The 24054-nt window shown below is 69.1% G+C and carries 22 protein-coding genes; 6 read left to right on the top strand and 16 right to left on the bottom strand.

The features are described from left to right. Positions 1-65: 65 nt before the first annotated feature. The 3 genes from H7J89_RS22805 to H7J89_RS22795 are packed head-to-tail and all read right to left on the bottom strand — an operon-like array spanning position 66 to position 3126. Complete coding sequence (locus tag H7J89_RS22805; RefSeq protein WP_264046994.1) at positions 66-1157, bottom strand: acyl-CoA dehydrogenase family protein; 1092 nt, start codon at positions 1155-1157, stop codon at positions 66-68. Next, the gene (locus tag H7J89_RS22800; protein WP_264046991.1) at positions 1154-2347 is read right to left on the bottom strand and encodes an acyl-CoA dehydrogenase family protein; all 1194 of its coding nucleotides are present in this window, start codon (positions 2345-2347) and stop codon (positions 1154-1156) included. Before H7J89_RS22800 ends, H7J89_RS22805 begins: the two co-directional genes overlap by 4 nt. 2 nt (positions 2348-2349) lie before the next feature. Beyond that, the gene (locus H7J89_RS22795; protein ID WP_264046988.1) at positions 2350-3126 is read right to left on the bottom strand and encodes an SDR family oxidoreductase; all 777 of its coding nucleotides are present in this window, start codon (positions 3124-3126) and stop codon (positions 2350-2352) included. Positions 3127-3215: 89 nt separating this feature from the next. Here H7J89_RS22795 and H7J89_RS22790 point away from each other — a divergent pair, with 89 nt between their 5' ends. Beyond that, positions 3216-3563: a PE-PGRS family protein gene (locus tag H7J89_RS22790; protein WP_264046986.1), complete on the top strand. Its 348-nt coding sequence runs from the start codon at positions 3216-3218 to the stop codon at positions 3561-3563. Here H7J89_RS22790 and H7J89_RS22785 read toward each other — a convergent pair whose 3' ends face one another. Further along, positions 3564-6803, bottom strand: coding sequence for an acetyl-CoA carboxylase family protein (locus H7J89_RS22785; protein WP_264046984.1), 3240 nt, complete (start codon positions 6801-6803; stop codon positions 3564-3566). It abuts the gene before it with no gap. Beyond that, positions 6800-8335 carry a class I adenylate-forming enzyme family protein gene (locus H7J89_RS22780; RefSeq protein WP_264046982.1) on the bottom strand — a complete coding sequence of 512 codons (1536 nt, stop codon included), beginning with the start codon at positions 8333-8335 and terminating at the stop codon, positions 6800-6802. The genes H7J89_RS22785 and H7J89_RS22780 overlap by 4 nt, the downstream gene beginning before the upstream one ends. A 38-nt stretch (positions 8336-8373) precedes the next feature. On the opposite strand from H7J89_RS22780, the gene H7J89_RS22775 reads away from it, so the two are divergent. Continuing rightward, on the top strand, positions 8374-9207 hold the full coding sequence (locus H7J89_RS22775) for an acyl-CoA thioesterase domain-containing protein (RefSeq protein WP_264046979.1): 834 nt from the start codon (positions 8374-8376) through the stop codon (positions 9205-9207). 5 nt (positions 9208-9212) lie between these two features. Here the strand turns inward: H7J89_RS22775 and H7J89_RS22770 are convergent, their stop codons facing one another. Genes H7J89_RS22770 through dapB form a run of 3 tightly spaced genes read right to left on the bottom strand, consistent with a single transcriptional unit; the run spans position 9213 to position 10865 of the window. After that, positions 9213-9668 carry a flavodoxin family protein gene (locus H7J89_RS22770; RefSeq protein WP_264046977.1) on the bottom strand — a complete coding sequence of 152 codons (456 nt, stop codon included), beginning with the start codon at positions 9666-9668 and terminating at the stop codon, positions 9213-9215. Beyond that, the gene (locus tag H7J89_RS22765) at positions 9665-10120 is read right to left on the bottom strand and encodes a tetratricopeptide repeat protein (protein WP_264046975.1); all 456 of its coding nucleotides are present in this window, start codon (positions 10118-10120) and stop codon (positions 9665-9667) included. Before H7J89_RS22765 ends, H7J89_RS22770 begins: the two co-directional genes overlap by 4 nt. A gap of 7 nt (positions 10121-10127) precedes the next feature. Then, a complete protein-coding gene (gene dapB / locus H7J89_RS22760; protein WP_264046973.1) occupies positions 10128-10865 on the bottom strand; it encodes a 4-hydroxy-tetrahydrodipicolinate reductase in 738 nt (245 codons plus the stop codon). Between the two features lie 103 nt (positions 10866-10968). On the opposite strand from dapB, the gene H7J89_RS22755 reads away from it, so the two are divergent. Further along, entirely contained in the window at positions 10969-12315 is a 1347-nt protein-coding gene (locus tag H7J89_RS22755) for an HNH endonuclease signature motif containing protein (protein WP_264046970.1), read from the top strand. A gap of 7 nt (positions 12316-12322) precedes the next feature. On the opposite strand, the gene H7J89_RS22750 is transcribed toward H7J89_RS22755, so the two are convergent. After that, positions 12323-13405, bottom strand: coding sequence for an NAD(P)H-dependent amine dehydrogenase family protein (locus H7J89_RS22750; RefSeq protein WP_264046968.1), 1083 nt, complete (start codon positions 13403-13405; stop codon positions 12323-12325). Next, positions 13402-14409 (bottom strand): aromatic ring-hydroxylating dioxygenase subunit alpha, encoded by a 1008-nt coding sequence (locus tag H7J89_RS22745; RefSeq protein WP_264046966.1) that lies wholly within the window; start codon positions 14407-14409, stop codon positions 13402-13404. The genes H7J89_RS22750 and H7J89_RS22745 overlap by 4 nt, the downstream gene beginning before the upstream one ends. A gap of 168 nt (positions 14410-14577) precedes the next feature. Here H7J89_RS22745 and H7J89_RS22740 point away from each other — a divergent pair, with 168 nt between their 5' ends. Both H7J89_RS22740 and H7J89_RS22735 read left to right on the top strand, forming a co-directional pair. Beyond that, the gene (locus H7J89_RS22740) at positions 14578-15153 is read left to right on the top strand and encodes a TetR/AcrR family transcriptional regulator (RefSeq protein ID WP_372513825.1); all 576 of its coding nucleotides are present in this window, start codon (positions 14578-14580) and stop codon (positions 15151-15153) included. Continuing rightward, positions 15150-15662 carry a GNAT family N-acetyltransferase gene (locus tag H7J89_RS22735; RefSeq protein WP_264046961.1) on the top strand — a complete coding sequence of 171 codons (513 nt, stop codon included), beginning with the start codon at positions 15150-15152 and terminating at the stop codon, positions 15660-15662. Before H7J89_RS22740 ends, H7J89_RS22735 begins: the two co-directional genes overlap by 4 nt. Here H7J89_RS22735 and H7J89_RS22730 read toward each other — a convergent pair. Beyond that, on the bottom strand, positions 15649-17109 hold the full coding sequence (locus tag H7J89_RS22730) for a flavin-containing monooxygenase (protein WP_264046959.1): 1461 nt from the start codon (positions 17107-17109) through the stop codon (positions 15649-15651). The two genes, H7J89_RS22735 and H7J89_RS22730, sit on opposite strands and share 14 nt — an antisense overlap. Before the next feature lie 9 nt (positions 17110-17118). Then, entirely contained in the window at positions 17119-17580 is a 462-nt protein-coding gene (locus H7J89_RS22725; protein WP_264046958.1) for an SRPBCC family protein, read from the bottom strand. A gap of 100 nt (positions 17581-17680) precedes the next feature. On the opposite strand from H7J89_RS22725, the gene ald reads away from it, so the two are divergent. Continuing rightward, the gene (ald, locus tag H7J89_RS22720) at positions 17681-18796 is read left to right on the top strand and encodes an alanine dehydrogenase (RefSeq protein WP_264046956.1); all 1116 of its coding nucleotides are present in this window, start codon (positions 17681-17683) and stop codon (positions 18794-18796) included. Here the strand turns inward: ald and H7J89_RS22715 are convergent. The 4 genes from H7J89_RS22715 to rpsO all read right to left on the bottom strand — a co-directional run bounded on the left by H7J89_RS22715 (position 18793) and on the right by rpsO (position 24019). Further along, the gene (locus tag H7J89_RS22715; RefSeq protein WP_264046954.1) at positions 18793-19818 is read right to left on the bottom strand and encodes a nitronate monooxygenase; all 1026 of its coding nucleotides are present in this window, start codon (positions 19816-19818) and stop codon (positions 18793-18795) included. The two genes, ald and H7J89_RS22715, sit on opposite strands and share 4 nt — an antisense overlap. Positions 19819-19822: 4 nt before the next feature. Continuing rightward, positions 19823-21205, bottom strand: a complete 1383-nt coding sequence (locus H7J89_RS22710) for a M16 family metallopeptidase (protein ID WP_264046952.1) — start codon at positions 21203-21205, stop codon at positions 19823-19825. After that, positions 21183-23438: a polyribonucleotide nucleotidyltransferase gene (locus H7J89_RS22705; protein ID WP_264046950.1), complete on the bottom strand. Its 2256-nt coding sequence runs from the start codon at positions 23436-23438 to the stop codon at positions 21183-21185. Before H7J89_RS22705 ends, H7J89_RS22710 begins: the two co-directional genes overlap by 23 nt. 311 nt (positions 23439-23749) lie before the next feature. Continuing rightward, positions 23750-24019: a 30S ribosomal protein S15 gene (gene rpsO, locus H7J89_RS22700; protein WP_264046946.1), complete on the bottom strand. Its 270-nt coding sequence runs from the start codon at positions 24017-24019 to the stop codon at positions 23750-23752. Positions 24020-24054 lie beyond the last annotated feature (35 nt).

Genomic DNA, 24054 nt, shown 5'->3' with positions numbered 1-24054 from the left:
CGCGGCAAAATAACGAATTTTGCCCTCCGCGGCGGGCCGCGGGGAAAAAATCAATCCGAGCCCAACTAGTTCGGCGGCAGGCCCACCAATTCGGCCAGCCGGGCGCGGTGACGGTAGGCGGTGCCGAAGATCAACTGGTCGCTCTTGGCGCGCTTGAGATAAAGGTGCGCGGGATACTCCCACGTCATGCCGATGCCGCCGTGCAGCTGCACGCACTCCTCGGCCGCATGCACGGCGACGCCGCTGCAATACGCCTGGGCGACGGCGGCCGCGACGGCCGCGTCTTCGTCGCCGCGGGCACACGTGTCGGCGGCGTAGCGGGCCGCCGCCGTCGCGGCGCTGACCTCGAACCACAGATCGGCCAACCGGTGTTTGATCGCCTGGTACGAGCCGATCGCGCGGCCGAACTGCTTGCGCTGCTTGGCATATTCCAATGTGGTCTGGAAACACCATTGGGCGATGCCGAGCTGTTCGGAAGCGAGCAGGGCCGCCCCCGTGCGCAGCGCCTCGGTGAGCGCGCCGTCGGCCGGCCCGACGCGTGACGAGGCGACCGCCGAAAAGCGCACATCCGCAAGGGGTCTCGTCATGTCGAGGGCCAGCAGAGGCGACACCTCCACACCGGCCGCGGTGCGCGAGACGGTGTGCAGCTCGTGTCCATCCGGACCGGCAACCGGCACCACCAGCACGTCGGCGTGCGCGGCGCCGGCGACGCTGGTGACCGATCCGCTGAGCCCGTCCACGCCGCCGGTCACCGCCCCGGCCGCATCCCCGGGTGCGGTCGACAGCGGCACCACCAACGTCGCGGTCAGCTCGCCCTGGGCCAGCGCGGACACGGTCTCGGTATCGCCGGCATGCAACAGCGCAACGGTGGCCAGCACCGCGCTGGACAGGAACGGCACAGGCGCGACGGCCCGGCCGATCTCCTCGATGACGACCGCGGCCTCGCGGGCGCCCGCCCCGGCCCCGCCAAGCGACTCCGGGACCAGCAGGCCGGCCACCCCGAGCTCGACGGCCAGTGTCCACCAGACGCTTGCGAAGTCTCGCGGTTCGGGGTCATAGGCGCGGGCCACCGATTCGGGCGGGCAGCGGTCGGCGAACAGATGCCGAACGCTGTCGCGCAGGGCCTCCTCGGTGTCCGAGTAGAGCAGGTCACTCACCGATCCAGGTCCTTCCAGGCGACGTCTTTGTCGACGCGGTGCTCCCCCGGCAGGCCGAGGATGCGCTCGGAGATGGTGTTGCGCAGGATCTCCGAGGTGCCGCCCTCGATCGAGTTGCCGCGGGCCCGCAGATAGCGGTATCCGGGCTCGCGCCCGACCAGATCCACGACTTCGGTCCTGCGCATGGTCCAGTCGTCGTACTGCAGTCCCGCCTCGGCATGCAGCTCGATGTCGAAGCCCGAAATGGACTGCGCCAGCCTGGCGAAGGCCACCTTCAGGCCGGCGCCTTCCGGTCCGGGCTGCCCCACCTGGGCCTGCTGCCGCAGCCGCTCGCCGGCCAGGCGAAGGACTTCCGCGTCGACCCACAGCTTCATCAGCTCGTCGTGCATCGCGGGATTGCGCAGCCCGGGGTCATCCCGCCACGCCTTGGCGACCTTTCCGATGATCCCGCCCTCGCGCGGCGTTCCGGCGCGGGTACCGATCGCGACACGCTCGTTGTTGAGCGTGGTGGTCGCGACCCGCCAGCCGCCGCCGACCGGGCCGAGCCGGTTCGCGTCGGGCACCCGCACGTCGGTGAGGAACACCTCGTTGAACTCCGCCTCGCCGGTTATCTGGCGCAACGGGCGCACCTCGACACCGGGCTGCGTCATGTCGCACAGGAAGTACGTCAGGCCAAAGTGTTTGGGCACCGCCGGGTCGGTGCGGGCAACCAGGATGGCCATCTGCGCGTGCTGCGCCATCGACGTCCACACCTTCTGCCCGTTGACAATCCAGTCGTCGCCGTCGCGGACCGCCCGGGTGGCCAACCCGGCCAGGTCCGAGCCCGCGCCGGGTTCGCTGAACAACTGGCAATACACTTGCTCACTGGTGAACAAGGGGCGCAAGAACTTTCGCTTCTGCTCGTCGGTCCCGAACGCCGCGATGGTCGGCGCCGCCATACCCATCCCGATGAAGTTCTTCTCGGTGCCACCGACCGGCGCGCCGGCGGCCGCCAGCTGGGCGTCGACGATTTCCTGGGCCTTTCGCGGCAGGTCCAGCCCGCCGAAGCCGTGCGGCAGGTGCACCCAGGCCAGGCCCGCGTCGTACTGCGCGCCAAGGAATTCGCGCGGATCGGTGGTGGCCGGGTCATGCTCGTCCAGCAGCCCCTGCACCCGCGCCTTCAGGTCCGTCGCCAGATCATCGGAGCTCATGGCTAGCCCTGCTGTGGAGCCTGAAAGCCCTGTGCGGCACCGAGCAGCAGGCCGCCGTCGATCACCATCGTCTCGCCGGTGATCCAGCTCGCCGCGTCGGAGACCAGAAAGGCCACGGCGGCGGCCACGTCGATGGGCTCACCGATGCGTCCGAGCGCGATCGAGGACGCGAGCGGATCCTCGTGGTCCCTCCACAGCGCCTCGGCCAACCGGGTGCGCACCACCCCAGGGGCGATCGCGTTGACGCGGACCCGGGGCGACAGTTCCAGCGCCAGCTGCTTGGTGACGTGGATCAGCGCGGCCTTGGTGGCGTTGTACATGCCCATCGCCGGCGATTGGTGCAGGCCGCCGATGGAGGCGGTGTTGACGATCGAACCGCCGTGCTCGCCCATCCACGACTTGACGACGAGCGAGGTCCACAGCAGCGGGGCCCAGAGGTTGACGTCGAAGATCTTGGTGAAGCGGGCGTGGTCCTGGTCGATCAGCGGACCGTACGCCGGGTTGGTGCCCGCGTTGTTGATCAGGATGTCCACGCTGCCGAAACGCTCGCAGGTGAGGTCCACGCAGCGCCGGGCGGCGTCCTCGTCGACGGCGTGCGCGCCGACGCCCAGCGCGTTGCCCTCTACCTGTGCCGCGGCCTCGTCGGCGGCCTCCTGGTTGCGGGCGGTGAGCACCACGTTGGCCCCGGCGGCCGCGAGCTGTTGGGCGATCGCCAGCCCGATCCCGCGCGATGCGCCGGTGACGATCGCGGTTCGGCCGGTCAGATCCTGTGAGGTCATCAAGCTGCGCCTTCCGTCGCGGAAGCCAACGGTTTACCGTTCGCTATATGGATGTGTTTACACGTGTGTCAGCGTGGTATGCGAAGCGCATGTCCACGAAATTAACCCTCACGAAAAGACTGGTGGTGGGCGGGGCTGCGGCAGCAGCAGTCGCGGTCGCGCCGATCGCCGTAACCGACTCCCTGGCTTCCGTACCTGCGAAGTCCGCGGCGCCCACGCACGTGGTGTTCAAGGACGATCCCAGCGGCGGGGGCTGTGACGCCAACGGGAACTGCGGTTCGGGCGGCCAGAACAGCGGCCCGGGCGGCGGTCCCGGCGGCCAGGGCTGCGTCCCGGGCGTCGGCTGCGGCTCCGGCGGACAAAACGCCGGACCCGGCGGAATCCCCGGCGGCCAGGGCTGCCTGCCCGGCGTCGGCTGCGGTTCCGGCCACGCCTGATCAGTCCGATCTTCGCGGCTCCCGGAGCCTGGCGATCCAGGCCCGGGTGTCCGCGGGGTCGATGACGTCGTCAAGTTCGAATGTGGTGGCCGCCCGCAGCGCCTTGCCGTGCTCGTAGGCCGCCGCCACCAGCTTGTCGAACAACTCTTGGCGCCTGATCGGGTCGCCTTCGGCGGCCAGCTCCTTGCTGAACCCGAGGCGGACGGCGCCCTCGAGTCCCATCCCGCCGATCTCCCCGGTCGGCCAGGCGATGGTGAACTGCGGGGCGCGGAAGGAACCGCCGGCCATCGCCATCGCCCCGAGCCCGTAGCCCTTGCGCAGGATGATCATTCCGATGGGCACCGTCATGCGCGCGCCCAGCACGAACATTCGTCCGAACCGCCGGACCGCCGCCTCCTTCTCCGCCTCGGGCCCGACCATGAAGCCCGGGGTGTCGCAGAGCGAAACCACCGGCAGCCCAAACGATTCACACAGGGCGAGGAAGTCGCCGGCCTTGTCGGCCGCCTCCGCGTCGATGGCGCCGCCGAGGTGATGCGTGCTGTTGGCGATCAGCCCGTATGCCGCCCCTTCGACCCGGACCAGGGCGGTGACGATGCCGACGCCGTAGTCGGGGCGCAGTTCCAGCACAGAGCCTGTGTCGACGATCGCCTCGATGGCCCGGTGCACGTCGTAGGCACGTAACCGGTTCTGCGGCACCACATGCCGGGCTAGCCGCGGATCGGGCGCCGCCCAATCATCCACGTGGCCCTGGAAATACGACAGGTACTGCTTGGCCAGCGAGACCGCGTGCGCCTCGTCGCGGGCGACCAGGCTGACCACGCCGTTGCGCCGCTGCACGCCGATCGGCCCGATCGCTTCCGGCGGGTAAACCCCCAGCCCGCCGCCCTCGATCATGGCTGGCCCGCCCATCCCGATGTTGGCGTCCGGGGTCGCGATGATCACGTCGCACACCCCGGCCAGCGCCGCGTTCCCGGCGAAGCACCGGCCCGAGACGATCGATACCAGCGGCACCCGGCCGCTCAGCGCGGCCAGCATCCGGAAGGTCGGCACGTCCAGACCGGCGACGCCGCCGACGTCGGTGTCCCCCGGCCGGCCGCCGCCGCCCTCGGCGAATAGCACCACCGGCAGCCGGTTGCGGGTGGCCAGGTCGAAAGCGCGGTCCGTCTTGGCGTGGTTGCGCATGCCTTGCGTGCCCGCCAGCACGGTGTAGTCGTAGGAGACCACGACGGCCTCGGCCGCCGCTCGCCCGAAACGGTCCGCGCCGATGGTGGCCAGGCCGGCGACCAGGCCGTCGGCCGGCGTGTTGGCGATGAGGTCGTCTTCCGAGCGCCGGCTGCGCTGCGCCGCGATGGCGAGCGCGCCGTATTCGACGAAGCTGCCGGGGTCGACCAGATCGGCGATGTTCTCCCGCGCGGTGCGACGGCCCTGCTTGTGCCGCTTGGCGACCGCGGCCTCGCGGCCCTCGTCGAGGGTGAGCAGGTGCCGCCTGCGCACCTCGTCGAGGTCGGCGCGCGGCCGGTCGAGATCCGTTGCGGCCGTCGATGAGTCGCCCCTTGCATCGGCAGCGGTGCGGGCGAACACCAGCAACGGGTCACCAGTTCCGACGACCTGCCCGGGCGTCACCAGATTGCGCACGGTCCGCAGCGCGTCCGGCGCGACGAGCACATGCTGCATCTTCATCGCTTCGAGGACGACGAGCTGGCCGCCCGCCGGGTGTTCGGCGCCTTCGGGCACCACCTCGACCACCGTGCCGGCCAGCTGGGCGCGCAGCACGTCCTCGCCGGGATAGAGCTCGACCGCAGCCGTGCGGACGTCGTGCTGGTGTGACGATGCCGCCGCAGCCAACTCGGGTAACTTCTCGTCGACGAAACCGGTGCTCACGCAACCGGATTGAACGTCGGGATCGTTCAACAGCTCGTCGAGGAAGTCGATGTTGGTGCGGACCCCCTCGATGCCGAACTCGGCGAGCGCGGTCCGGACCTTCCGCAATGCCGCCTGCGGCGACGACCCGTGCACGTGGGCGACCACCTTCGCCAGCAGTGAGTCGTATTGCGGGTTGACGACCAGGCCGGTCCTGCCGTAGGTGTCGACGCGGATCCCCGGCCCGCTCGGCGGCGAGAACGCGGTGAGCGTGCCGGCGGCGGGCACAACGGAGAGGTCGGGGGCGAACGCCTCCATGTTGACCCGGGCCTGGATGGCGATGCCGCGATGCGCCGCGGGCTCCCCGATGATTTCGTTGCCGTCGGAGGCGATCCCGGCCGGCAGCCCGAGCTGATAGTAGGAGGCACCCCCGGCGATCGCCAGCTGGACGGCCACCAGGTCGAATCCGGTCGTCTCCTCGGTGACCGTGTGCTCCACCTGGATTCTCGGGTTGACTTCGAGGAAGACGAATTCCTCACCGGCGACCAGGAATTCGACGGTGGCCAGCCCCCGCAACCCGACCCGCGCGCACAGCCGGACCGCGGCCTGGTGCAGGCCGCGCCGCAATGCGTCGGAAAGCCCTTGGGCGGGAGCCATTTCGACGAGCTTCTGGTAACGCCGCTGGATGCTGCAGTCCCGGTCGCCGAGGGCGAGCGCGCGGGTTTGGTGCCCCGCCGGCGCGGCGACGACCTGGACCTCGATGTGCCGTGCGCCGTCGAGCAGCGCCTCGGCGAACAGCGCCGGGTCGCCGAAGCCCAGCTGCGCCTCCGCGGCGCACTGTTGGTAGGCGCTGCCGATCTGTTCGGCGCTGCGCACGGTGCGCATTCCCCGCCCACCCCCGCCGGCGAGCGCCTTGATCATGATGGCGCCGCCCCGGGCCTCGAAGAACGCCTCGATCTCGGCGAGGCTGCTCGGCCCGTCGGTCGCGGGCAACACCGGCAGCCCGGCGGCGACGGCGGCGCCGCGGGCGGCGGACTTGTTGCCGACCAGTTCGAGCGCGTCGGCGTCCGGTCCCACGAACGCGTAGCCGGCGCCGGCACAGGTGCGGGCGAATCCGGCGTTCTCACTGAGGAATCCGTACCCGGGGTGGATCAGCTCCGCGCCGGAGCTCTTGGCCGCGGCCAGCATGGCGGGCTGGTCCAGGTAGGCCCGCGGGCCGGCGCCGGGAAGGCCGATCGCCTCGTCGGCGGCATGCACATGCGGGCTTTCGGCACCGTCTTCGGCGTAGACGGCGACCGTTCGCATGCCCAATTCGACTGCCGTGCGGATGATTCGAAGCGCGATCTCGCCGCGGTTTGCCACCAGGACGGTCGCGCTCATCGCAGCGGCTCTCCCCACTGCACCTGTTCACGAAGTTTGCCCTTGAGCAGCTTGCCGCCCGCGTTGCGCGGCAGCGCGCTGTCGACCACGGTGACGTATTGCGGCACCTTGAAGTCGGCGAGCTGCTCGCGGCAGTGGTCGAGCACCGCCGGCACGTCGATCCCGTCCGCACCGCCGAACAACACCGCGCCCACCTTCTCGCCCATGACGTCGTCGGGAACCGCCAGCACGCACGCGTCCTGCACCTGGGGCGCCGCCAGCAGCACGGCTTCCACCTCGACGCTGGAGACGTTCTCGCCGCCGCGGTTGATGATGTCCTTGAGCCGGTCGACGATGTGCACTCGGCCCGCGTCGTCGACCCGTACCACGTCACCGGTGTGCAGCCAGCCGTCGACGATGGTGGCCGCGGTCGCTTCCGGCCTGTTCCAGTACCCGGCGGTCACGTTGGCGCCGCGCACCACCAACTCACCGACGCCCGGCTCGTCGCCGCCAAACGGAATCAGGCCGAGGTCGACGGACGGGACCGCGTAGCCGACCGAGTCGGCATGCTCGACGGCATCCCGGCTGGGCAGCACCGTCATCAGCGACGAGGTCTCGGTCATGCCGTAGCCGTTGAAGACCGTGGCCTGCGGGAAGGCGTCCTGCACCGCCCGCACCAACGACGGGGCGATCGGGGCGCCCCCGTAACCCACCCAGCGGACGCTGGAAACGTCGGCTTCGGCAAAGGCATTCTGCCGCAGCATCAATGCGTAGACCGCCGGAACGGTGACCATCACGGAGATGCGCTCGGCGCCCAGGGTGGCGATCAAGGCGTCCAGGTTGAGGGCGGGCATGATCACCGAGGCCCCGCCCAGCCGGGCCGCCGCCAAAAGCTGTGTGTTGCAACCGGTCACGTGGAACAGCGGCACCGAGATGAGCGTGCGCATCCCTTCGCCCAGGTCCCGGGGCTGGTCGAGACAGCGGATCCCGTTCTCGGTGTTGGTCAGGAAGGCCTCGTGAGTGGTCGGCACCCCCTTGGGGTGGCCGGTAGTGCCCGAGGTGTAGAACAGCGCGGCCACGTCGGCGGGGCCGAGTCGCTCGGTCACGTAGGGCTCGCCGTCGGGCAGCGGGGTGTCCGCCGCCAGGTCCAGCGTCGCCCCGGAGTCGGAGAGGACGAACTCGACTTCCGGTTGCGCCGAGCGCGTATTGACCGCCACCGCAACGCCACCGGACATCACGGTGCCCCAGAACGCCAGCACCCAGTCGACGCCGGCCGGGTAACGGACCGCGACGCGCTCACCGGGTCGCAGCCCGGCGGCGCGCAGCCCACCGGCGACGCGCGCGGCGCGGTCCCACAGCTGGCGGTAGGTCAGCCGACCGGCACCGAGTTCGACCAGCGCCTCGCTGTCCGGGCGCCGGTCGACCTGTTCGGCCAGCATGTCCAGCAGCGTGGCGGGTAGATCGTCGTAGTGCGGAACGCCGTCGCCGTCGCGGGTCACGCCGGTCGTGGGGAACGGGTTGTTTTCACGGGAAATTTCGATGACTGCAGGCATGCCCGTTCCTTACTATCCGGTGTCCTATCGTGATAGCGGTGACGATCGACGATCCCGCCATCATGCCCGAGGCGTTCTTCACTGTCGACGGCGACTGCTACGTGCCCGGCCGGTTGACCGGAGGCCCGTGGGGTGCGGCGATGGGCGGCCAGATCGTCGGCGGCCTGCTTGGTTGGGGCATAGAGCAATCCGGCATCGAACCCGACTTCCAGCCGGCCCGCCTCACGGTCGACCTGTTGCGTCCGGCGTTGCCCGAGCCGGTGCAGATTCGGACCTCGGTGCAGCGGGAAGGCCGGCGGATCAAGCTCGTCGACGGGGCGCTGGTGCAGAACGGCAACACCGTCGCGCGGGCCACCGCGCTGTTGCTGCGTCGGGGGGATCATTCCGAAGGGGAGGTGTGGTCCGCGCCCCTGGAAATGCCGCCGCTTCCGGCCGACTCCGAGGGCTTCCCGGCCGACATGCCGTTCCTGATCTGGGGATACGGGGCCACCGCCGCGGGCAGCCCGGGCATCGCGGCCGGCGAGTGGGAACAGTCCCATTCCCAGAAGTTCGCCTGGACGCGGCTCTTTCGCCCGATGGTGCAGGGCCACCCGCTGACGCCGTTCACCCGCCTGGCCTTCGTCGGTGACATCACGAGTTCGCTGACCCATTGGGGCACCGGCGGATTGCGTTACATCAACGCCGATTACACCGTCACCGCGAGCCGCTTGCCCGACGGTGAATACCTGGGCTTGGCCGCGCAAAGCCATTACGCCACGGCCGGCGTCGCGACCGGGGCAGCCACCCTGTTCGACCGGCACGGGCCGATCGGCACCAGCTCGGCGCTGGCCCTGGCCCAGCCGGCCGAGGCATTCAAGCCGGCTTTCGCCTAGACGGCTCATTCCATCAACTGGGCAGCGACCGTGGCGCCGAGTTCCCAGCACGCCTGTAGGTCGCTCTTGTCCGGCTTGCCCGAAACCAGCACGGTCTCTGCGGCTTTCGTCCAACCGAGCCCGGTGGTGATCGACATGACGCCGCGCTCGGCGCCCTCGGTGCCCTCGTTGCCGTGCAGGTACAAGCCGAACGGGCGCCCGCGCGTCGAGTCGAGCAGCTGGTAGTAGGCGCAGTCGAAGGCGTGCTTGAGCGCCCCGCTCATGTAGCCCAGGTTCGCGGGGCTGCCCAACACGTAGCCGTCGGCCTCGAGCATCTCGGCCGGCGACACGGTCAGCGCCGGGCGCCGGAGGACCTCGACGCCCTCGATGTCGGGGTCGGTGGCACCCGAGACGACCGCCTCGAACATCTCGTGGCAATGCGGGGACGGCGTGTGGTGGACGATCAGCAGCGTCTTGCTCATCGGCGGCCCTGTAATTGCAGCGCCGTCTTCATGGCCTCCCGCGCCCGCCTGCGGTCCCCCGCGTAGTCGTAGGCGCGGGCCAGCCGGTACCAGCGCCGCCAGTCGTCGGGGTGGTCTTCGACTTCGGTACGCACCGAGGCGAACAGCGCGTCGGCGGCGTCCCGCTCGATGCGGCCCGACGCCCGTCGCGGCAGCGCGCTGGTGTCGAGCTCCATGCCGTCGGCCGCGATCAACTGGGCCAGCTTCTGGTGGGCGAACCCGGACCGCAGGGTCGCCACCATGGCCCACAGCCCGATCAGGGGCATGATCAGCACCCCCAGACCCAGGCCCACGGCGGCCACCCGGCCCGAGGCGATCATCGCGACGGCCATCCGCCCCAGCAGCACGAAGTAGACCAGCATCGCCACGCAGAGGAACGCGATGAGGAACTGGGTGCGCAGGGCGGTGTTCATTGCAGGATCAGTGCAGGTCGAGCAGGGGCTCGAGGCCCACGGTGAGGCCGGGCCGTTCCTGGACGCGCCGCACCGCCAGCAGCACGCCCGGCACGAACGAGGTGCGGTCCAAGCTGTCGTGGCGGATGGCGAGCGTCTCACCCTCGGTGCCGAACAAGATCTCCTGGTGGGCGACCAGCCCGGCCAGCCGCACCGAGTGCACCGGGATGCCGTCGACGTCCGCACCGCGGGCGCCGGGCAGGCTGGTGCTGGTGGCATCGGGGTTGGGCGGCAAGCCCTTTCGCGCTTCGGCGATCAGCTTGGCGGTGCGCGCGGCCGTACCCGACGGGGCGTCGGCCTTGTGCGGGTGGTGCAGCTCGATCACCTCGACCGACTCGAAGAAGCGCGCCGCCTGCTTGGCGAAGTGCATCGACAGCACCGCGCCGATCGCGAAGTTGGGGGCGATGAGGACGCTCGTGTTGGGCTTGTCGGCCAACCACTTTTCGACCTGCTCCAGGCGTTCGGCGGTGAAGCCCGTGGTGCCGACGACGGCGTGAATCCCGTTGCCGATCAGGAACTCTAGATTGCCCATCACCACGTCGGGATGGGTGAAGTCGATGACCACATCGGTGCCGGAATCGGTGAACATGCTCAGCGAGTCACCGGCGTCCACCTCGGCGGACAGCGTCAAGTCCTCGGCGGCCTGCACACCCGCCACCATCGCCGAACCGACTTTGCCCTTAGCTCCCAAGACGCCTACCCGCATGAGCTTCACCCTAGACCGGGCCGCTTCATCCACAGTTGGGTGTTTATCCACAGCGGCCGCTTTCGCGATGGCCGGCGCCGGAATCCCCGGATACTGTTCGAACATGAGTTCGATCGAGGTGCCGCCTGAGGTAGCCGCCGCCTTGGACGCGCTGGACGCGGCCGATGCGGCGGTGCGCGGGCTGGACTTCGACGGGCTGCGCCCTGAACTCCGGCTGCGAATGCTGGAAGCCATGGAGCGCTCGCACCGGCGCCAAGTCGCGGTCGGCACCGACGTGATCGCCGGCCTCGCGAACGAGGATCCCGGCGACGTCGGCGGTCCGGTCCACAAGGTGATCGCCGACTGGTTGCGGATCAGCTATGCCGACGCTTGCCGCCGAGTTCGGGATGCCAAGCAGCTCTCGCCGCGCCTGACCCTCACCGGCCAGGAGATGCCGCCGGAGCTGCCGGCCACCGCCGTGGCGTGGCGGAGCGGCCTTCTCGACGGGCAGCACCTGCGGGTGATTCAGGCGTTCGTGCGCGATCTACCGGATGCCGTGCCCGCCGAGAAGATCGATGCGGCCGAGCGCTTCCTGGCCCAGCAGGCGCTGGGTCTGCGTCCCGACCAGCTGCAAAAGGTCGCGCATCAGTGCGCCCTGCGGATCAACCCCGACGGGAAGTTCTCCGACACCGACCGCGCCCGGCAGCGCGGCTTCGCCTGGACTGGGCAGCGTCTCGACGGGATGAGCATCGGCAAGCTGGTCGCCTCGCCGGAGCTGCGGGCCAATCTCGATGCCTGGCTCGCGCGGTTCGCGGCCCCCGGCATGTGCAATCCGGACGACGAAAAGCCCTGTGTCGACGGCGAACCCGCCGAGGATTCCGCGAACAGCGACACGCGCAGCCACGCGCAGCGCCAGCATGACGCGATCAACGCGCTGGTGCGCGGCCAGCTGGGCGACCCACGGTTAGGGGCGCACAACGGATTGCCGGTCACCGTCATCGTCTCCACCAAGCTGGGAGAGCTGACGGCGGGCACCGGGCGCGCGGTCACGGGCGGCGGAACGGTGTTGCCGATGCGCGACGTGATCCGGATGGCGCGACACGCCTACCACTATTTGGCCGTGTTCGACGAACACTCGGGCCGCCCACTGTATCTCGGCCGGACGCGGCGAATCGCCACACCGGATCAGCGGGTGGTGCTTTATGCGAAGGACCGCGGCTGCACGCACCCGGGCTGCGACGCGCCGGGCTATTGGTGCGAGGTCCACCATCTCGACGAATGGGCCACCGGCGGCCTGACCGATGCCGACAAGCTCACCTTCGCCTGCACCCCGCGCCACAAGCTGATCGAAAAGGGCTGGCGCACAAGGAAGCTACCCAATGGGCGTACCGAATGGATACCACCGCCTCCATTGGGCCGCGGCCGGGGCACCAACGACTATCACCACCCGGAACGCCTCGCGGATCCTTGACCGGCGCCTACACCTTGAACCGACCGGCGAACCCGCGCAGCGGCAGGTCCGCGCTGGTGATGAGCCCGGGCGGGGCCGCCACGACCGATTTGATCGAGGCCAGCGCTGGCATGCCGGTGACGGTCATCCCGATGGAGGCGAAGTTGTCCGGATTGGACAGGTCCACACCGGGCTTGGGGAAGATCATGTGCTTGTTGTAGATGCACGGGTCGCCCTTGATCTGGGTGATGTAGCAGCCCTTGATGTTCCAGCTCGGATCGGTGTGCGGCGTCATCTGCCACTCCAGGTGCGTCTCGACCCGGGGAACCCCGTCCACCAAGCCCTGGTACTTGATGTAGTTGCCGCCCAGCGACCCCTTGGGCAGGGTGTACCAGCCCAGGTCGACATCCTTGGTGCAGGCGCCCAGCTCGTAGCTGAACTTCACCTCGTCGAGGGTCAGATCGAAGCAGTCGGCCATCATCAACACGCTGTCGGCGAAGACGCGGGTGTACTTCTCCAGCTTGGACGGGATCTCCGGATCGTCCACCGGCTGGCCGTAGCCCACCTCGATCCAGGTGTCCTTGGAGTGGTGGCAGGACACGTCCACGGACTCGATGGTGGTGACGTTCTCGATGTCGGCGACGTCGGCCGAACACACCACGCCCAGTACCTGGTTCAGGCCCGGGTTCATCCCGGTCCCGTAGAACGTCGCGCCACCCTTTTCGCAGGCCTCGGCGAGCAGCCGGCTCACCGGCTTGCCCGACGGGTGCGGATGGTTCTTGTCGCGGTGCCAGCCGGTGATCCAGTCGGCGGTGGTGACGATGTTGATGCCGGCCTCAAGCACTTTGACATAGAGGTCCTCGTCGGGAAACACGCCGTGGAAGGTGAGCACGTCGGGCTTGGCGGCGATGATCTCCTCGAGGGAGCCGGTGGCCTTTACCCCGTTGGGCTCAATGCCCACGAGCTCGCCGGCATCACGCCCGATCTTGTCCGGCGAATAGCAGTGCACGCCAACGAGTTCGAGGTCGGGCTGGGTGGCGATCCGCTTGATCATCTCCGAGCCGACATTTCCGGTGGCCACTTGGAAGACGCGGACCGGTGCTGTACTCATTCCGTTGAGCCTTTCTGCGTTGCGAATGCCTCGGGGTAGAACTGCTTGGCCCACTTGCGGATTGCGGTGAAGCCCTCGTACTCGTCGGTGGCCAGCGCCGGCGGATCGGAGTAGCGCTGGTGCTGCCAGATCTCGATGTCCTGCTCGAACTGCCGGATCACTTCACGGCCGAACTCGGTCGCCCTGAGCTCCGCGCGGGCCGGGTCTTTGCCCGGGGTGCGGCCGATGTAGACCATGAAGCGGACGTCGGAGGTGAACTCGTCTACCGGGGTGACCGCGGAGATGGTGCGATTGTCGATCATCCCCCAGCTCTTGGTCACCGCAATGCCCAGACCGCCGTTGATGGCCTCGACGCCGCTGTTGACGTCCTCGATCTTCTGCCCGTCGTCACCCTCGAAGGTGATGGTGAAGTCGACGAACGACACCGGGTCGGCGAAGTCGTGGCGGGTGAACACCGGCACGATCGGCGTGCTGTGCACGAACTTGAAATGTGCGAAGTCGACACCGTTTTCAAGCACGTACTGCGGATGGAGCTCCAGGGCCGGCCGGTACAACCGCTGCTGCGGGTAATAGTCGTCCGCGCCGCTGCCGTCGCGGAACGTGCCGAATACATCCGGCGCGTCGAAGTACGGCTCGCGGCGCTCGACGTCGTGCCAGATGTAGACCGAAGCGTTGCGTTCCACCACGGGGTAGGTGCGGATGCGCCGCCCGCGGTTGGGCCGATCCTGGTAGGGAATGCAGACGTTGCGGCCCTCCTGACTCCACTGCCAGCCGTGGAACGGGCACTGCAGCACCTCGCCGACGACTTTGCCGCCGTACCCCAGATGAGCGCCGAGGTGTTCGCAGTAGGCGTTCATCACGGTGAGCCGGCCGGACTCGGCCCGCCACGCGACCATCTCCTGGCCGAAGTACTTCATCTTGTGCACGTCGCCCACCCCGATCTCGTCGGACCAGGCGACCTGGAACCAGCCGGTTGGTTGCATCGACAACGGCGGCTTAGCCATGCGGGATCCCTCCTTGAGAACGAATGATAGGCCGCTCCCCCACAAAATCAAAGTACCCTCTATGAAACCCTGGGCGTGCGATACGCTCGGCAGATGACTCGGCAGGTGAGCGGCGCCGGAACCGCGAACCGGCGCCCCAACCGGCGTGGCAACGCGACGCGCGAGAGCATGCTCGAAGCCGCGCTCAAGTCGTTGGCCTCCGGCGACCCCGGCTCGGTGTCGGCCAATCGCATCGCCAAGGAGATCGGCGCGACCTGGGGCGCCGTGCAGTACCAGTTCGGCGACACCGACGGGTTCTGGGCGGCGGTGCTGCACCGCACCGCCGAGCGACGCGCCGCAACCTTCTCGACCCTGTCAACGCCGATCTCACCGGACGCGCCCCTGCGCGAGCGGGTCGGCGCCATCATCGACACCCTCTACACCGGGTTGGCGTCGCCGGATTCGCGCGCGATCGAGAACCTCCGCGCGGCGCTGCCCCGCGACCCCGACGAGCTCGAGCGGCTGTTCCCGCGCACCGCCGCCGAGCTGTTCTCGTGGGGCAAGAGCTGGCTGGAGACCTGCCAGAACGCCTTCGCCGGTCTGGACGTCGACCCGGACCGGGTGCGCGAGGTGGCCGCCCTGATCCCCGGCGCGATGCGCGGGCTGGTGTCCGAGCGCCAACTCGGGTCGTACGCCGACCTGGACATGGCGCGGCGGGGTCTGACCAACGCGCTGGCCGCCTACCTGGAGCCATCCCGCCCGTGACGACGGGCGGCATCACGATCCGCCAGGCGGGAACGGCCGATCTCGCGAACGTCGCCGAGATGCACTATCCGGTCTGGCGGCAGTCCTGGACCGGCATCCTGCCGGACGCCACCCTCGACGTCCTCGGATCGCCGCGGCGCTGGGCGGTGCTGGCGTACCCGCGAATCCTGCAGCGCCGCAACTGGAGCATGTGGGTCGCCGAATCAGGTTCCCGGACAATCGGAATGACCATCTTCGGACCGGACCCGGCGAATCCCGAGCAGGTCGAACTCGACTCGCTGTACATCGCGGCGGAATGCCAACGGCGCGGTGTCGGCGAGCGCCTGCTCGCCACCGCCCTGGCCGAAAGCCCGTCGGTTGACGTGGTCCTGTGGTGCGCGGAACGCAACACCCAAGCGCGAACGTTCTACGAGAAGAACGACTTTCGCGCCGACGGACGCACCCTGGACTGGGAGCCCGTGCCCGGCATCAAGGTCGCCCATCTGGGCTACCGGCTCAGCCGGCGGTGACGTGTCGGCGCAAGTCGTACTCTCCGAGATCGGTGTTCGCCAGCATGGCGCGATGCTCGCCCGGCGTGAAGGGCCACACCTCGGGCACCCCGTCCTTGTTCAGGTACCAACTCTGGCAACCGGTGGTCCACACCGTGTTCGGCATCGCGGCGCGCAGCTTGGCGTTGAAGTTCTCGGTCGCCGGCCAAGTCGGCTCCACCGTGTCGAATTCGCCGCGCCGCCAACGCTGAATCCATCGCAGTATGTGGTCGGCCTGCGATTCGGCGACGGTGGTGAGCGCGAGGTTGCCGACCGGGCTGTGCGGACCCAGCATCATGAAGAAGTTGGGGAAGCCCGGCAGCGCCACGGTCTGGTAGGCCCGCGGACCGTCACGCCACACGTCGTCGGCGGCGATGCCGTCGCGACCGATCAGCCGCATCGGCCGGAAGAACGCGTGGGTGTCGAATCCGGTGGCGAGCACGATGATGTCCGCCTCGTGCAGGACGCCGTCGCCGGTCACGATGCCGCGCCGTTCCACGTGGTCGATAGCGGCGGTGACCAGTTCGACGTCGTCGCGCTGGATGGCGCGGTAGAAGCCATTGGACATCACGAGCCGTTTGCACATCGGCGTGTAGTCGGGGGTCAGGGCGCGGCGCAGCTCGGGGTCGCGGACCTCGCGCAGGCTGGCGCGGCACAACGCCCCCATGATCTTTCGGCGCAGGCCCGGCTTGGTGAGGCCGGCGGCGAACAGATCGAAGCCGAAGCTGTAGCAGCGGTAGGCCATCCGGTCGAGCCAGCCGAACCTGTTGTGGGTGATGTTGGTGAACCTGCTGTAGCGGGGGTTGGGCAGCCGAAGCACCCACTGCGCGGTGCGCTGGAACAGCATGACCCGGCCGGCCACGCCGGTCAGGCCGCAGACGAGCTGCACGCCCGTCGACCCGTTGCCGATGATCGCGATCCGGCGACCGCGCAATTCGACGGAATGATCCCACCGCGCCGAATGAAACACCCGCCCGCCGAAGTCCTGCAGACCGGGAATCGACGGTAGGCGGGGGTGATGGAGCACGCCGGTCGCACAGATCAGGAAGTCGACGCTCGATTCCTCCCCGGCATCCGTGCGCAGCCGCCAGCGGCCGCCCTCGAAGCGCGCATCGGAGATCTCGGTGCTGAACCGGATGCGGTCGTGCAACCCGAAGCGGTCCGCGACGTCGCGGAAATACGCCTGGATTTCGCGGCCGGGCGAGAACAGGTGCGACCAGTTGGGGTTTCGGGCGAACGTGTACTGGTAGACCCGCGAAGGGATGTCACAGACCAGACCGGGGTAGGTGTTCTCGCGCCAGGTCCCGCCGACCTCGTCGGCCTTCTCGTAGAGAGTCACGTCGGTTATCCCACTGCGCAGCAACGCGATTGCGATGCACATGCCCGACATGCCGGCTCCGACGACGGCTACGGCGGGATCGCGTCGCATGGTCGCCGGCTACTCGGACTCGGCGCGCTGCTTGAGGCGCTGCAAGGTGAGCCGGATGTGTTCGGCGTTGGCGGCCAAGCGGTCTGGGACACCGGTGGCCTTGCCGGCGATCTTGCGAAACCAGCCGGGCCTGCGATCCCAGGTGCTTTCGGTGACCCGGCAGCCACCATCGGCCGCGACGATGTCGTATTGCCAGCGCGCGATCGGAAGCGCGGAGTGCCGCACATCGAACGCGAACAGGCGGCCCGGTTCCGCGTCGGTGACCGTGCACTTGGTGCTCCAGCGCCGTTTGCTGCTTTCGTTGTGACCCGTGAACACCGCCCCGGGGCGCGCCGAATCGCCCTTGCGCCACTCCATCGCCACCGCCTCCTCTGCGAACGAGGCCAGCGTGGGCAGGTCGGTGATCAGCCGGTACACCACGTCCGGGTGGGCGTCGACCTGCACGGTGTCCGACACGCAGGGGTCAGTCATGGGCCGATCATAGCCAGCGCTCCCGCGGTTTCACCTCGATTGCGGCCCATCCGAACTTTCTCCACACTGAAGGGCGAACCTCCCAAAGCAAGGGGCAACCATGCGAGTCGGCGTACCGACCGAGACCAAGGCCAACGAGTTCAGGGTGGCCATCACCCCCGCGGGCGTCGCCGAACTGACCCGTCGCGGCCACGACGTGCTCGTCCAGGCCGGCGCCGGGGAGGGCTCGTCGATTCCCGACGAGGAGTTCAAGGCGGCGGGGGCCCAACTGGCCGATTCGGCCGAACAGGTGTGGGCCGACGCCGCCCTGCTGCTCAAGGTCAAGGAACCGATTCCGGCCGAATACGGCCTGCTGCGGCAGCATCAGGTGCTGTTCACCTATCTGCACTTGGCCGCCTCCCGCTCCTGCACCGATGCGTTATTGGCTTCCCGCACAACGTCGATCGCCTATGAGACCGTGCAGGCCGCCGACGGCAGCCTGCCGTTGCTGGCCCCGATGAGCGAGGTCGCCGGTCGGCTCTCGGCGCAGGTCGGCTCCTACCATCTGATGCGGTCCCACGGCGGGCGCGGTGTGCTGATGGGCGGGGTCCCGGGCGTCAAACCCGCCGACGTCGTGGTGATCGGCGCCGGCACGGCCGGTTACAACGCCGCGCGGGTCGCCAACGGCATGGGCGCGAGCGTGACGGTGCTCGACCTCAACATCAGCAAGCTGCGGCTGCTTGACGCGGAGTTCGGTGGACAGGTCCGCACGCGTTACTCGTCGGCGTACGAGCTGGAGGGCACGGTCACGCGGGCCGACCTGCTGATCGGGGCGGTGCTGCTGCCGGGCGCCAAGGCGCCGGAACTGGTCTCGAATTCGCTTGTCGCGCAGATGAAGCCGGGTGCGGTACTGGTGGACATCTCCATCGACCAGGGCGGCTGCTTCGCGGATTCCCGGCCGACCACGCACGATGACCCGACGTTCGCCGTGCACGACACGCAGTTCTACTGCGTGGCGAACATGCCCAGCGCGGTGCCCAAGACGTCGACCGTGGCGCTGACCAACGCGACGATGCCCTACGTGCTGGAACTGGCCGACCGCGGCTGGCAGGCTGCGTGCCGGTCGGATCCCGCTCTGGCGAAGGGACTTTCGACGCACGACGGCGGGCTGCTGTCCGAACGGGTGGCCATCGATTTGGGGCTGCCGTTCACCGATCCGGCGAGCGTCCTGGCCTAGTCGGCTTCCACCAGGCTGGCGATGATGTCGGCCGCCGGGCCCGGCTGGGCCTCCTTGAACGACGTTCCGGCCCACAGCGGTATCCCGTTCGGGTCCTCCATGGCGGCCGCCGCCTCGCGGATCGGGGAGGTCATCTGGTTGACCTCCGGGTAGCCCAGCGGCGCGACGTTGTCGAGCAGGCGGGTGAAGTTGTTCTCCAGGCCGCGCGCATACCGGCCCGAGAAGGCCCGGGTGACGACGGTGGTGCCGAAGACCGGATTCTTCAGGGCGGTGCGGTGCGCGGTGCTGGTGCCCGCTTCGTCGCTGAGCAGCAGCGCGGTGCCGATCTGGGCGGCCACCGCGCCGCGGTGCAGCACGGCGGCGACGTCCCGGGCGGTGCCCAGCCCGCCCGCCGCGACGACGGGCACCTCGTGCGCGTGGCGGATGCGGTCGATCAGGTGGTGCAGCGATTCGTTACCGGGCTCCATGTCGGGCGCGAACGTGCCCCGGTGCCCGCCCGCGTCCGGCCCCTGGACGATGAGGCTGTCCGCGCCGGCGGCGACGGCAATCCCGGCCTCGTACGCCGACGTCACCGTGACCATCACCAGCAGGCCCAACGCCCCCAGCCGCCGGATGACGTCGGGCGGCGGGACACCGAAGGTGAACGACACCAGTTCGGGCCGCACGTCGGCGACCACCTCGAGCTTGCGCTCCCAGTCGTCGTCGTCACCGTAGTGCGGGTGGCCGACCTCGACCTGGTAGTAGTCCGCGATCTCCTCGAGTTCTTCGGCGTAGTAATCCAGCGCCATCCAGTCGGCGACGCTGGGTTGGGGAACGAACAGGTTGACGCCCAGCGGCCCGGTGGTGGCCTTGCGCGCGGCGGCGATGTCCTCGGCGAAGCGCTCCGCACTCCGGTGGCCGCCCGGGACGAAGCCGAGCCCGCCCGCGTTGGACACCGCCGCCGCCAGCTCGGGCGTGCCCGGTCCGCCGGCCATCGGCGCACCCACGATGGGCACCATGATGTCCCAAAAGCCCAGTACCACGGGGCTAATTTACCATCGCCCGAAGTTGTTGGGGCAGTGACCGTTTGGAGGCATACGGACCCAGGACGGCGGCCCCGTAGGGCTGGCTCAGCAGCCGGTGGGCAACCGCGTTGACCTCCTCGACGCTCACTTGGTCGATCTTCCGCAAGGTGTGCTCGATGCTGCGGTGGTGGCCATAGTTCAGCTCGTTGCGGCCCAGCCGGCTCATCCGGGAGCTGGAATCCTCCAGGCCGAGGACGAGGCCGCCGCGCAACGACCCCTTGGCGATGCGGCACTCGGCCTCGGTGATGCCGTCGCGGGCCACCGACTCGAGGACCTCGTTGGTCACCTGCATCACCTCGGCGAACCGCTCGGGCTGGCAGGCGGCATACACCGATAGCGCGCCGCTGTCAGCAAAGATGTCCACCGTCGAGTAGACCGAGTAGGCCAGCCCGCGCAACTCGCGAACCTCTTGGAACAGGCGGGAACTCAGCCCCCCACCCAGCGCGGTGTGCAGTACCGACAGCGCCCAGCGATGGGGCCAGCTACGTCCCGGGGCGCGCACGCCCAGCGCGACGTGGGTCTGCTCGGCGTCCCGATTGCCCAACATCAAGCCGGGCCGGCCGGTCACCCGTCCGGCGCCCTTGCGCGGGGCGATGGGCCTGCGCCCGCGCACCAGGTGCGGCCCGAAGTGCTCACGCACCAGCGCCACCACCTCGTCGTGGTCGACATTGCCGGCCACGGCGACCACCATGCGGTCCGGCGTGTAGCGCCGGACATGAAAGGAGTGCAGCTGGGTCCGGGTCATCGACGACACCGACTGCGCGGTGCCGATCACCGGCCGGCCAACCGGGTGGTCACCGAACATCGCCCCCAGGAACATGTCCCCCAGCGCGTCCTCGGGATCGTCGTCGCGCATCGCGATCTCTTCGAGCACCACGTCGCGTTCCAGCTCGACGTCTTCCGTCGCGCAGCGGCCGTTGAGCACCACATCGGCCACCAGGTCGACGGCCAGCTCCAGGTCGCTGTCCAGCACGTGCGCGTAGTAGCAGGTGTGCTCCTTGGCGGTGAACGCGTTCAGCTCCCCGCCGACCGCGTCCATCGCCTGCGCGATGTCCACGGCGCTCCGGGTGGGGGTCGACTTGAACAGCAGATGCTCGAGGAAGTGCGCCGCCCCCGCCACGGTGGCGCCCTCGTCGCGCGATCCGACGCCGACCCAGACCCCGACGGACGCCGAACGCACCGACGGCAGGTACTCGGTGACTACCCGCAGACCGCCCGGAAGCGTGCTGCGGCGCAGTGCGGATTGGCGGTCCGGTTCCGCCTCGGCGATCTGCTTACCCCGGCGCAGGGCGCCCGCACGAGTCGGGCGCGGCCGGGGTTCGTCAGTTGCTGGCGGTCGCGGCATCGGCAGGGGCGGCCGCCGGAGCATCGGCTGGGGCAGCGCTGTCCTCCTCGACCAGGACGAGGGAGATCTTGCCGCGCTTGTCGATGTCGGCGATCTCGACCCGCAGTTTGTCGCCGACGTTCACGACGTCCTCGACCTTCGCGATGCGCTTGCCCCGGCCCAGCTTGGAGATGTGGACCAGGCCGTCGCGTCCCGGCAGCAGCGACACGAACGCGCCGAAATCGGTTGTCTTGACCACGGTTCCGAGGAACCGCTCGCCCACGGTCGGCAGCTGCGGGTTGGCGATGGCGTTGATCCGGTCGATCGCGGCCTGCGCCGAGGGCCCGTCGGTGGCACCGACGAACACCGTGCCGTCATCCTCGATGGAGATCTGCGCGCCGGTCTCCTCGGTGATGGCGTTGATGACCTTGCCCTTGGGCCCGATGACCTCGCCGATCTTGTCCACCGGGACCTTGATGGTGGTCACCCGCGGCGCGTAGGGGCTCATCTCGTCGGGCGCGTCGATGGCCTCGGCCATGACCTCGAGGATGGTCAGGCGTGCATCCTTGGCCTGGGACAGCGCGCCCGCCAGCACCTGGGAGGGGATCCCGTCCAGCTTGGTGTCCAGCTGCAGGGCGGTGACGTAGTCCTTGGTGCCCGCGCACTTGAAGTCCATGTCGCCGAACGCGTCCTCGGCGCCGAGGATGTCGGTCAGCGTGACGAAGCGACGCTCGTTCTTGCCGTCGATCTCGACGTCGTCGGAGACCAGCCCCATCGCGATGCCGGCGACCGGCGCCTTGAGCGGCACACCCGCGTTGAGCAGCGCCAGCGTGGACGCGCAGACGGATCCCATCGACGTCGAGCCGTTGGAGCCCAGCGCTTCGGACACCTGGCGGATGGCGTACGGGAACTCCTCGACGCTGGGCAGCACCGGGATCAGGGCCCGCTCGGCGAGCGCACCGTGCCCGATCTCGCGCCGCTTGGGCGAACCCACGCGGCCGGTCTCGCCGGTGGAGAACGGCGGGAAGTTGTAGTGGTGCATGTAGCGCTTGGAGGTTTCCGGTCCCAGCGAGTCGATCTGCTGGGCCATCTTGACCATGTCCAGCGTGGTCACGCCCAGGATCTGGGTTTCGCCGCGCTCGAACAGCGCGCTGCCGTGCGCCCGCGGCACCACGGCGACCTCGGCCGACAGCGCGCGGATGTCGGTGATGCCCCGGCCGTCGATGCGGAAGTGGTCGGTCAGGATGCGCTGCCGGACCAGCTTCTTGGTCAGCGAGCGGAACGCGGCGCCGACCTCCTTCTCCCGGCCCTCGTAGGTCTCGGAGAGCCGCTGCAGCACCTCGGCCTTCAGCTCGTCGGTGCGCTGGTCGCGCTCGGCCTTGCCGCCGATGGTCAGCGCCTTGGCCAGCTCGTCGGTGGCCACCGAGGCAACCGAGTAGTAGACGTCCTCGCCGTACTCGGGGAAGACCGGGTACTCGCCGGTCGGCTTGGCCGCCGCCCCCGCCAGCTCCTCCTGCGCGGTGCACAGCACCGCGATGAACGGCTTGGCCGCCTCCAGGCCTTCGGCCACCACGGTTTCCGTCGGCGCCTGGGCGCCGCCCTCGACGAGCTCGATGACGTTCTCGGTGGCCTCGGCCTCGACCATCATGATGGCGACGTCACCGTCGACCTTGCGGCCCGCCACCACCATGTCGAACACCGCCCGCTCGAGCTGCTCGACGGTGGGGAAGGCGACCCAGGTGCCGTCGATCAGGGCGACGCGCACGCCGCCGACCGGACCGGAGAACGGCAGGCCGGAGATCTGGGTGGACGCCGAGGCGGCGTTGATCGCCACCACGTCGTACAGGTCGTTGGGGTCCAGGCTCAGGATCGTCACGACCACCTGGATCTCGTTGCGCAGTCCGGAGACGAACGACGGGCGCAGCGGCCGGTCGATCAGGCGGCAGGTCAGGATCGCGTCGGTGGAGGGCCGGCCCTCGCGGCGGAAGAACGAGCCGGGGATCCGCCCGGCGGCATACATCCGCTCCTCGACGTCGATGGTCAACGGGAAGAAGTCGAAGTGCTCCTTCGGGCTCTTGCTGGCGGTGGTCGCCGACAACAGCATGTTCTCGTCGTCGAGGTAGGCGACGACGGCGCCGGCGGCCTGCTGGGCCAGCCGGCCGGTCTCAAAACGGATGGTGCGGGTGCCGAAGCTCCCGTTGTCGATAACGGCGGTCGACTCGAACACGCCTTCTTCAATTTCAGCGACAGACATAGGTGTCCGTACGGCCTCTCTGGGTATTTAGCTATTTCGCGTCGTCACGCGTAAGTAACCCGAGAGCTTCCTACGAGAGGAAAAAGTCTGAATGCGGCTACGGCCATCGATCGAAGCGGCCGACCTGCCCCAGATCCAGAGAAGCCCGGCAGCCACTACCGAAGACCGCCCGATACAGACTGGGCTGCTCCCGTCATGACACGCTGGAACGGCGCACGCGGATCTGCGTGGCCGCACCGTTCGCTCGGGCCGAACCGGCCCAGAACGCTCCCACTCTACACGGGCGGACTTGCCCCGAAAGCAGGCCCGGGTCAGCGGCGCAGACCCAGGCGCTCGACCAGCGAGCGGTACCGCTCCACGTCGATCTGGGCGACGTACTTGAGCAGCCTGCGGCGCCGCCCGACCAGCAGGAGCAGGCCCCGCCGGGAGTGGTGATCGTGCTTGTGGATCTTCAGGTGTTCGGTCAGGTCGGCGATCCGCTTGGTCAGCAGCGCGACCTGCGCCTCCGGGGAGCCCGTGTCGGAGTCATGCAGGCCGTAGGTGCCCAGGATTTCCTTTTTCTGCTCGGCTGTCAGCGCCACGAAAACATCTCCATCGATCGGTGCCGCGAAAAATT

It is taken from the genome of Mycobacterium paraffinicum (assembly GCF_025822865.1).
Lineage (GTDB): Bacteria > Actinomycetota > Actinomycetes > Mycobacteriales > Mycobacteriaceae > Mycobacterium > Mycobacterium paraffinicum.
This window is presented reverse-complemented; position numbering and strand designations above follow the sequence as displayed.

Bases quoted from the DNA above. Each gene is read 5' to 3' on its own strand.
- H7J89_RS22800 (WP_264046991.1), bottom strand. From the start codon at position 2,347: ATGAGCTCCGATGATCTGGCGACGGACCTGAAGGCGCGGGTGCAGGGG.
- H7J89_RS22795 (WP_264046988.1), bottom strand. From the start codon at position 3,126: ATGACCTCACAGGATCTGACCGGCCGAACCGCGATCGTCACCGGCGCA.
- H7J89_RS22790 (WP_264046986.1), top strand. From the start codon at position 3,216: ATGTCCACGAAATTAACCCTCACGAAAAGACTGGTGGTGGGCGGGGCT.
- H7J89_RS22785 (WP_264046984.1), bottom strand. From the start codon at position 6,803: ATGAGCGCGACCGTCCTGGTGGCAAACCGCGGCGAGATCGCGCTTCGA.
- H7J89_RS22780 (WP_264046982.1), bottom strand. From the start codon at position 8,335: ATGCCTGCAGTCATCGAAATTTCCCGTGAAAACAACCCGTTCCCCACG.
- H7J89_RS22770 (WP_264046977.1), bottom strand. From the start codon at position 9,668: ATGAGCAAGACGCTGCTGATCGTCCACCACACGCCGTCCCCGCATTGC.
- H7J89_RS22765 (WP_264046975.1), bottom strand. From the start codon at position 10,120: ATGAACACCGCCCTGCGCACCCAGTTCCTCATCGCGTTCCTCTGCGTG.
- dapB (WP_264046973.1), bottom strand. From the start codon at position 10,865: ATGCGGGTAGGCGTCTTGGGAGCTAAGGGCAAAGTCGGTTCGGCGATG.
- H7J89_RS22755 (WP_264046970.1), top strand. From the start codon at position 10,969: ATGAGTTCGATCGAGGTGCCGCCTGAGGTAGCCGCCGCCTTGGACGCG.
- H7J89_RS22750 (WP_264046968.1), bottom strand. From the start codon at position 13,405: ATGAGTACAGCACCGGTCCGCGTCTTCCAAGTGGCCACCGGAAATGTC.
- H7J89_RS22745 (WP_264046966.1), bottom strand. From the start codon at position 14,409: ATGGCTAAGCCGCCGTTGTCGATGCAACCAACCGGCTGGTTCCAGGTC.
- H7J89_RS22740 (WP_372513825.1), top strand. From the start codon at position 14,578: ATGCTCGAAGCCGCGCTCAAGTCGTTGGCCTCCGGCGACCCCGGCTCG.
- H7J89_RS22730 (WP_264046959.1), bottom strand. From the start codon at position 17,109: ATGCGACGCGATCCCGCCGTAGCCGTCGTCGGAGCCGGCATGTCGGGC.
- H7J89_RS22725 (WP_264046958.1), bottom strand. From the start codon at position 17,580: ATGACTGACCCCTGCGTGTCGGACACCGTGCAGGTCGACGCCCACCCG.
- ald (WP_264046956.1), top strand. From the start codon at position 17,681: ATGCGAGTCGGCGTACCGACCGAGACCAAGGCCAACGAGTTCAGGGTG.
- H7J89_RS22710 (WP_264046952.1), bottom strand. From the start codon at position 21,205: ATGCCGCGACCGCCAGCAACTGACGAACCCCGGCCGCGCCCGACTCGT.
- H7J89_RS22705 (WP_264046950.1), bottom strand. From the start codon at position 23,438: ATGTCTGTCGCTGAAATTGAAGAAGGCGTGTTCGAGTCGACCGCCGTT.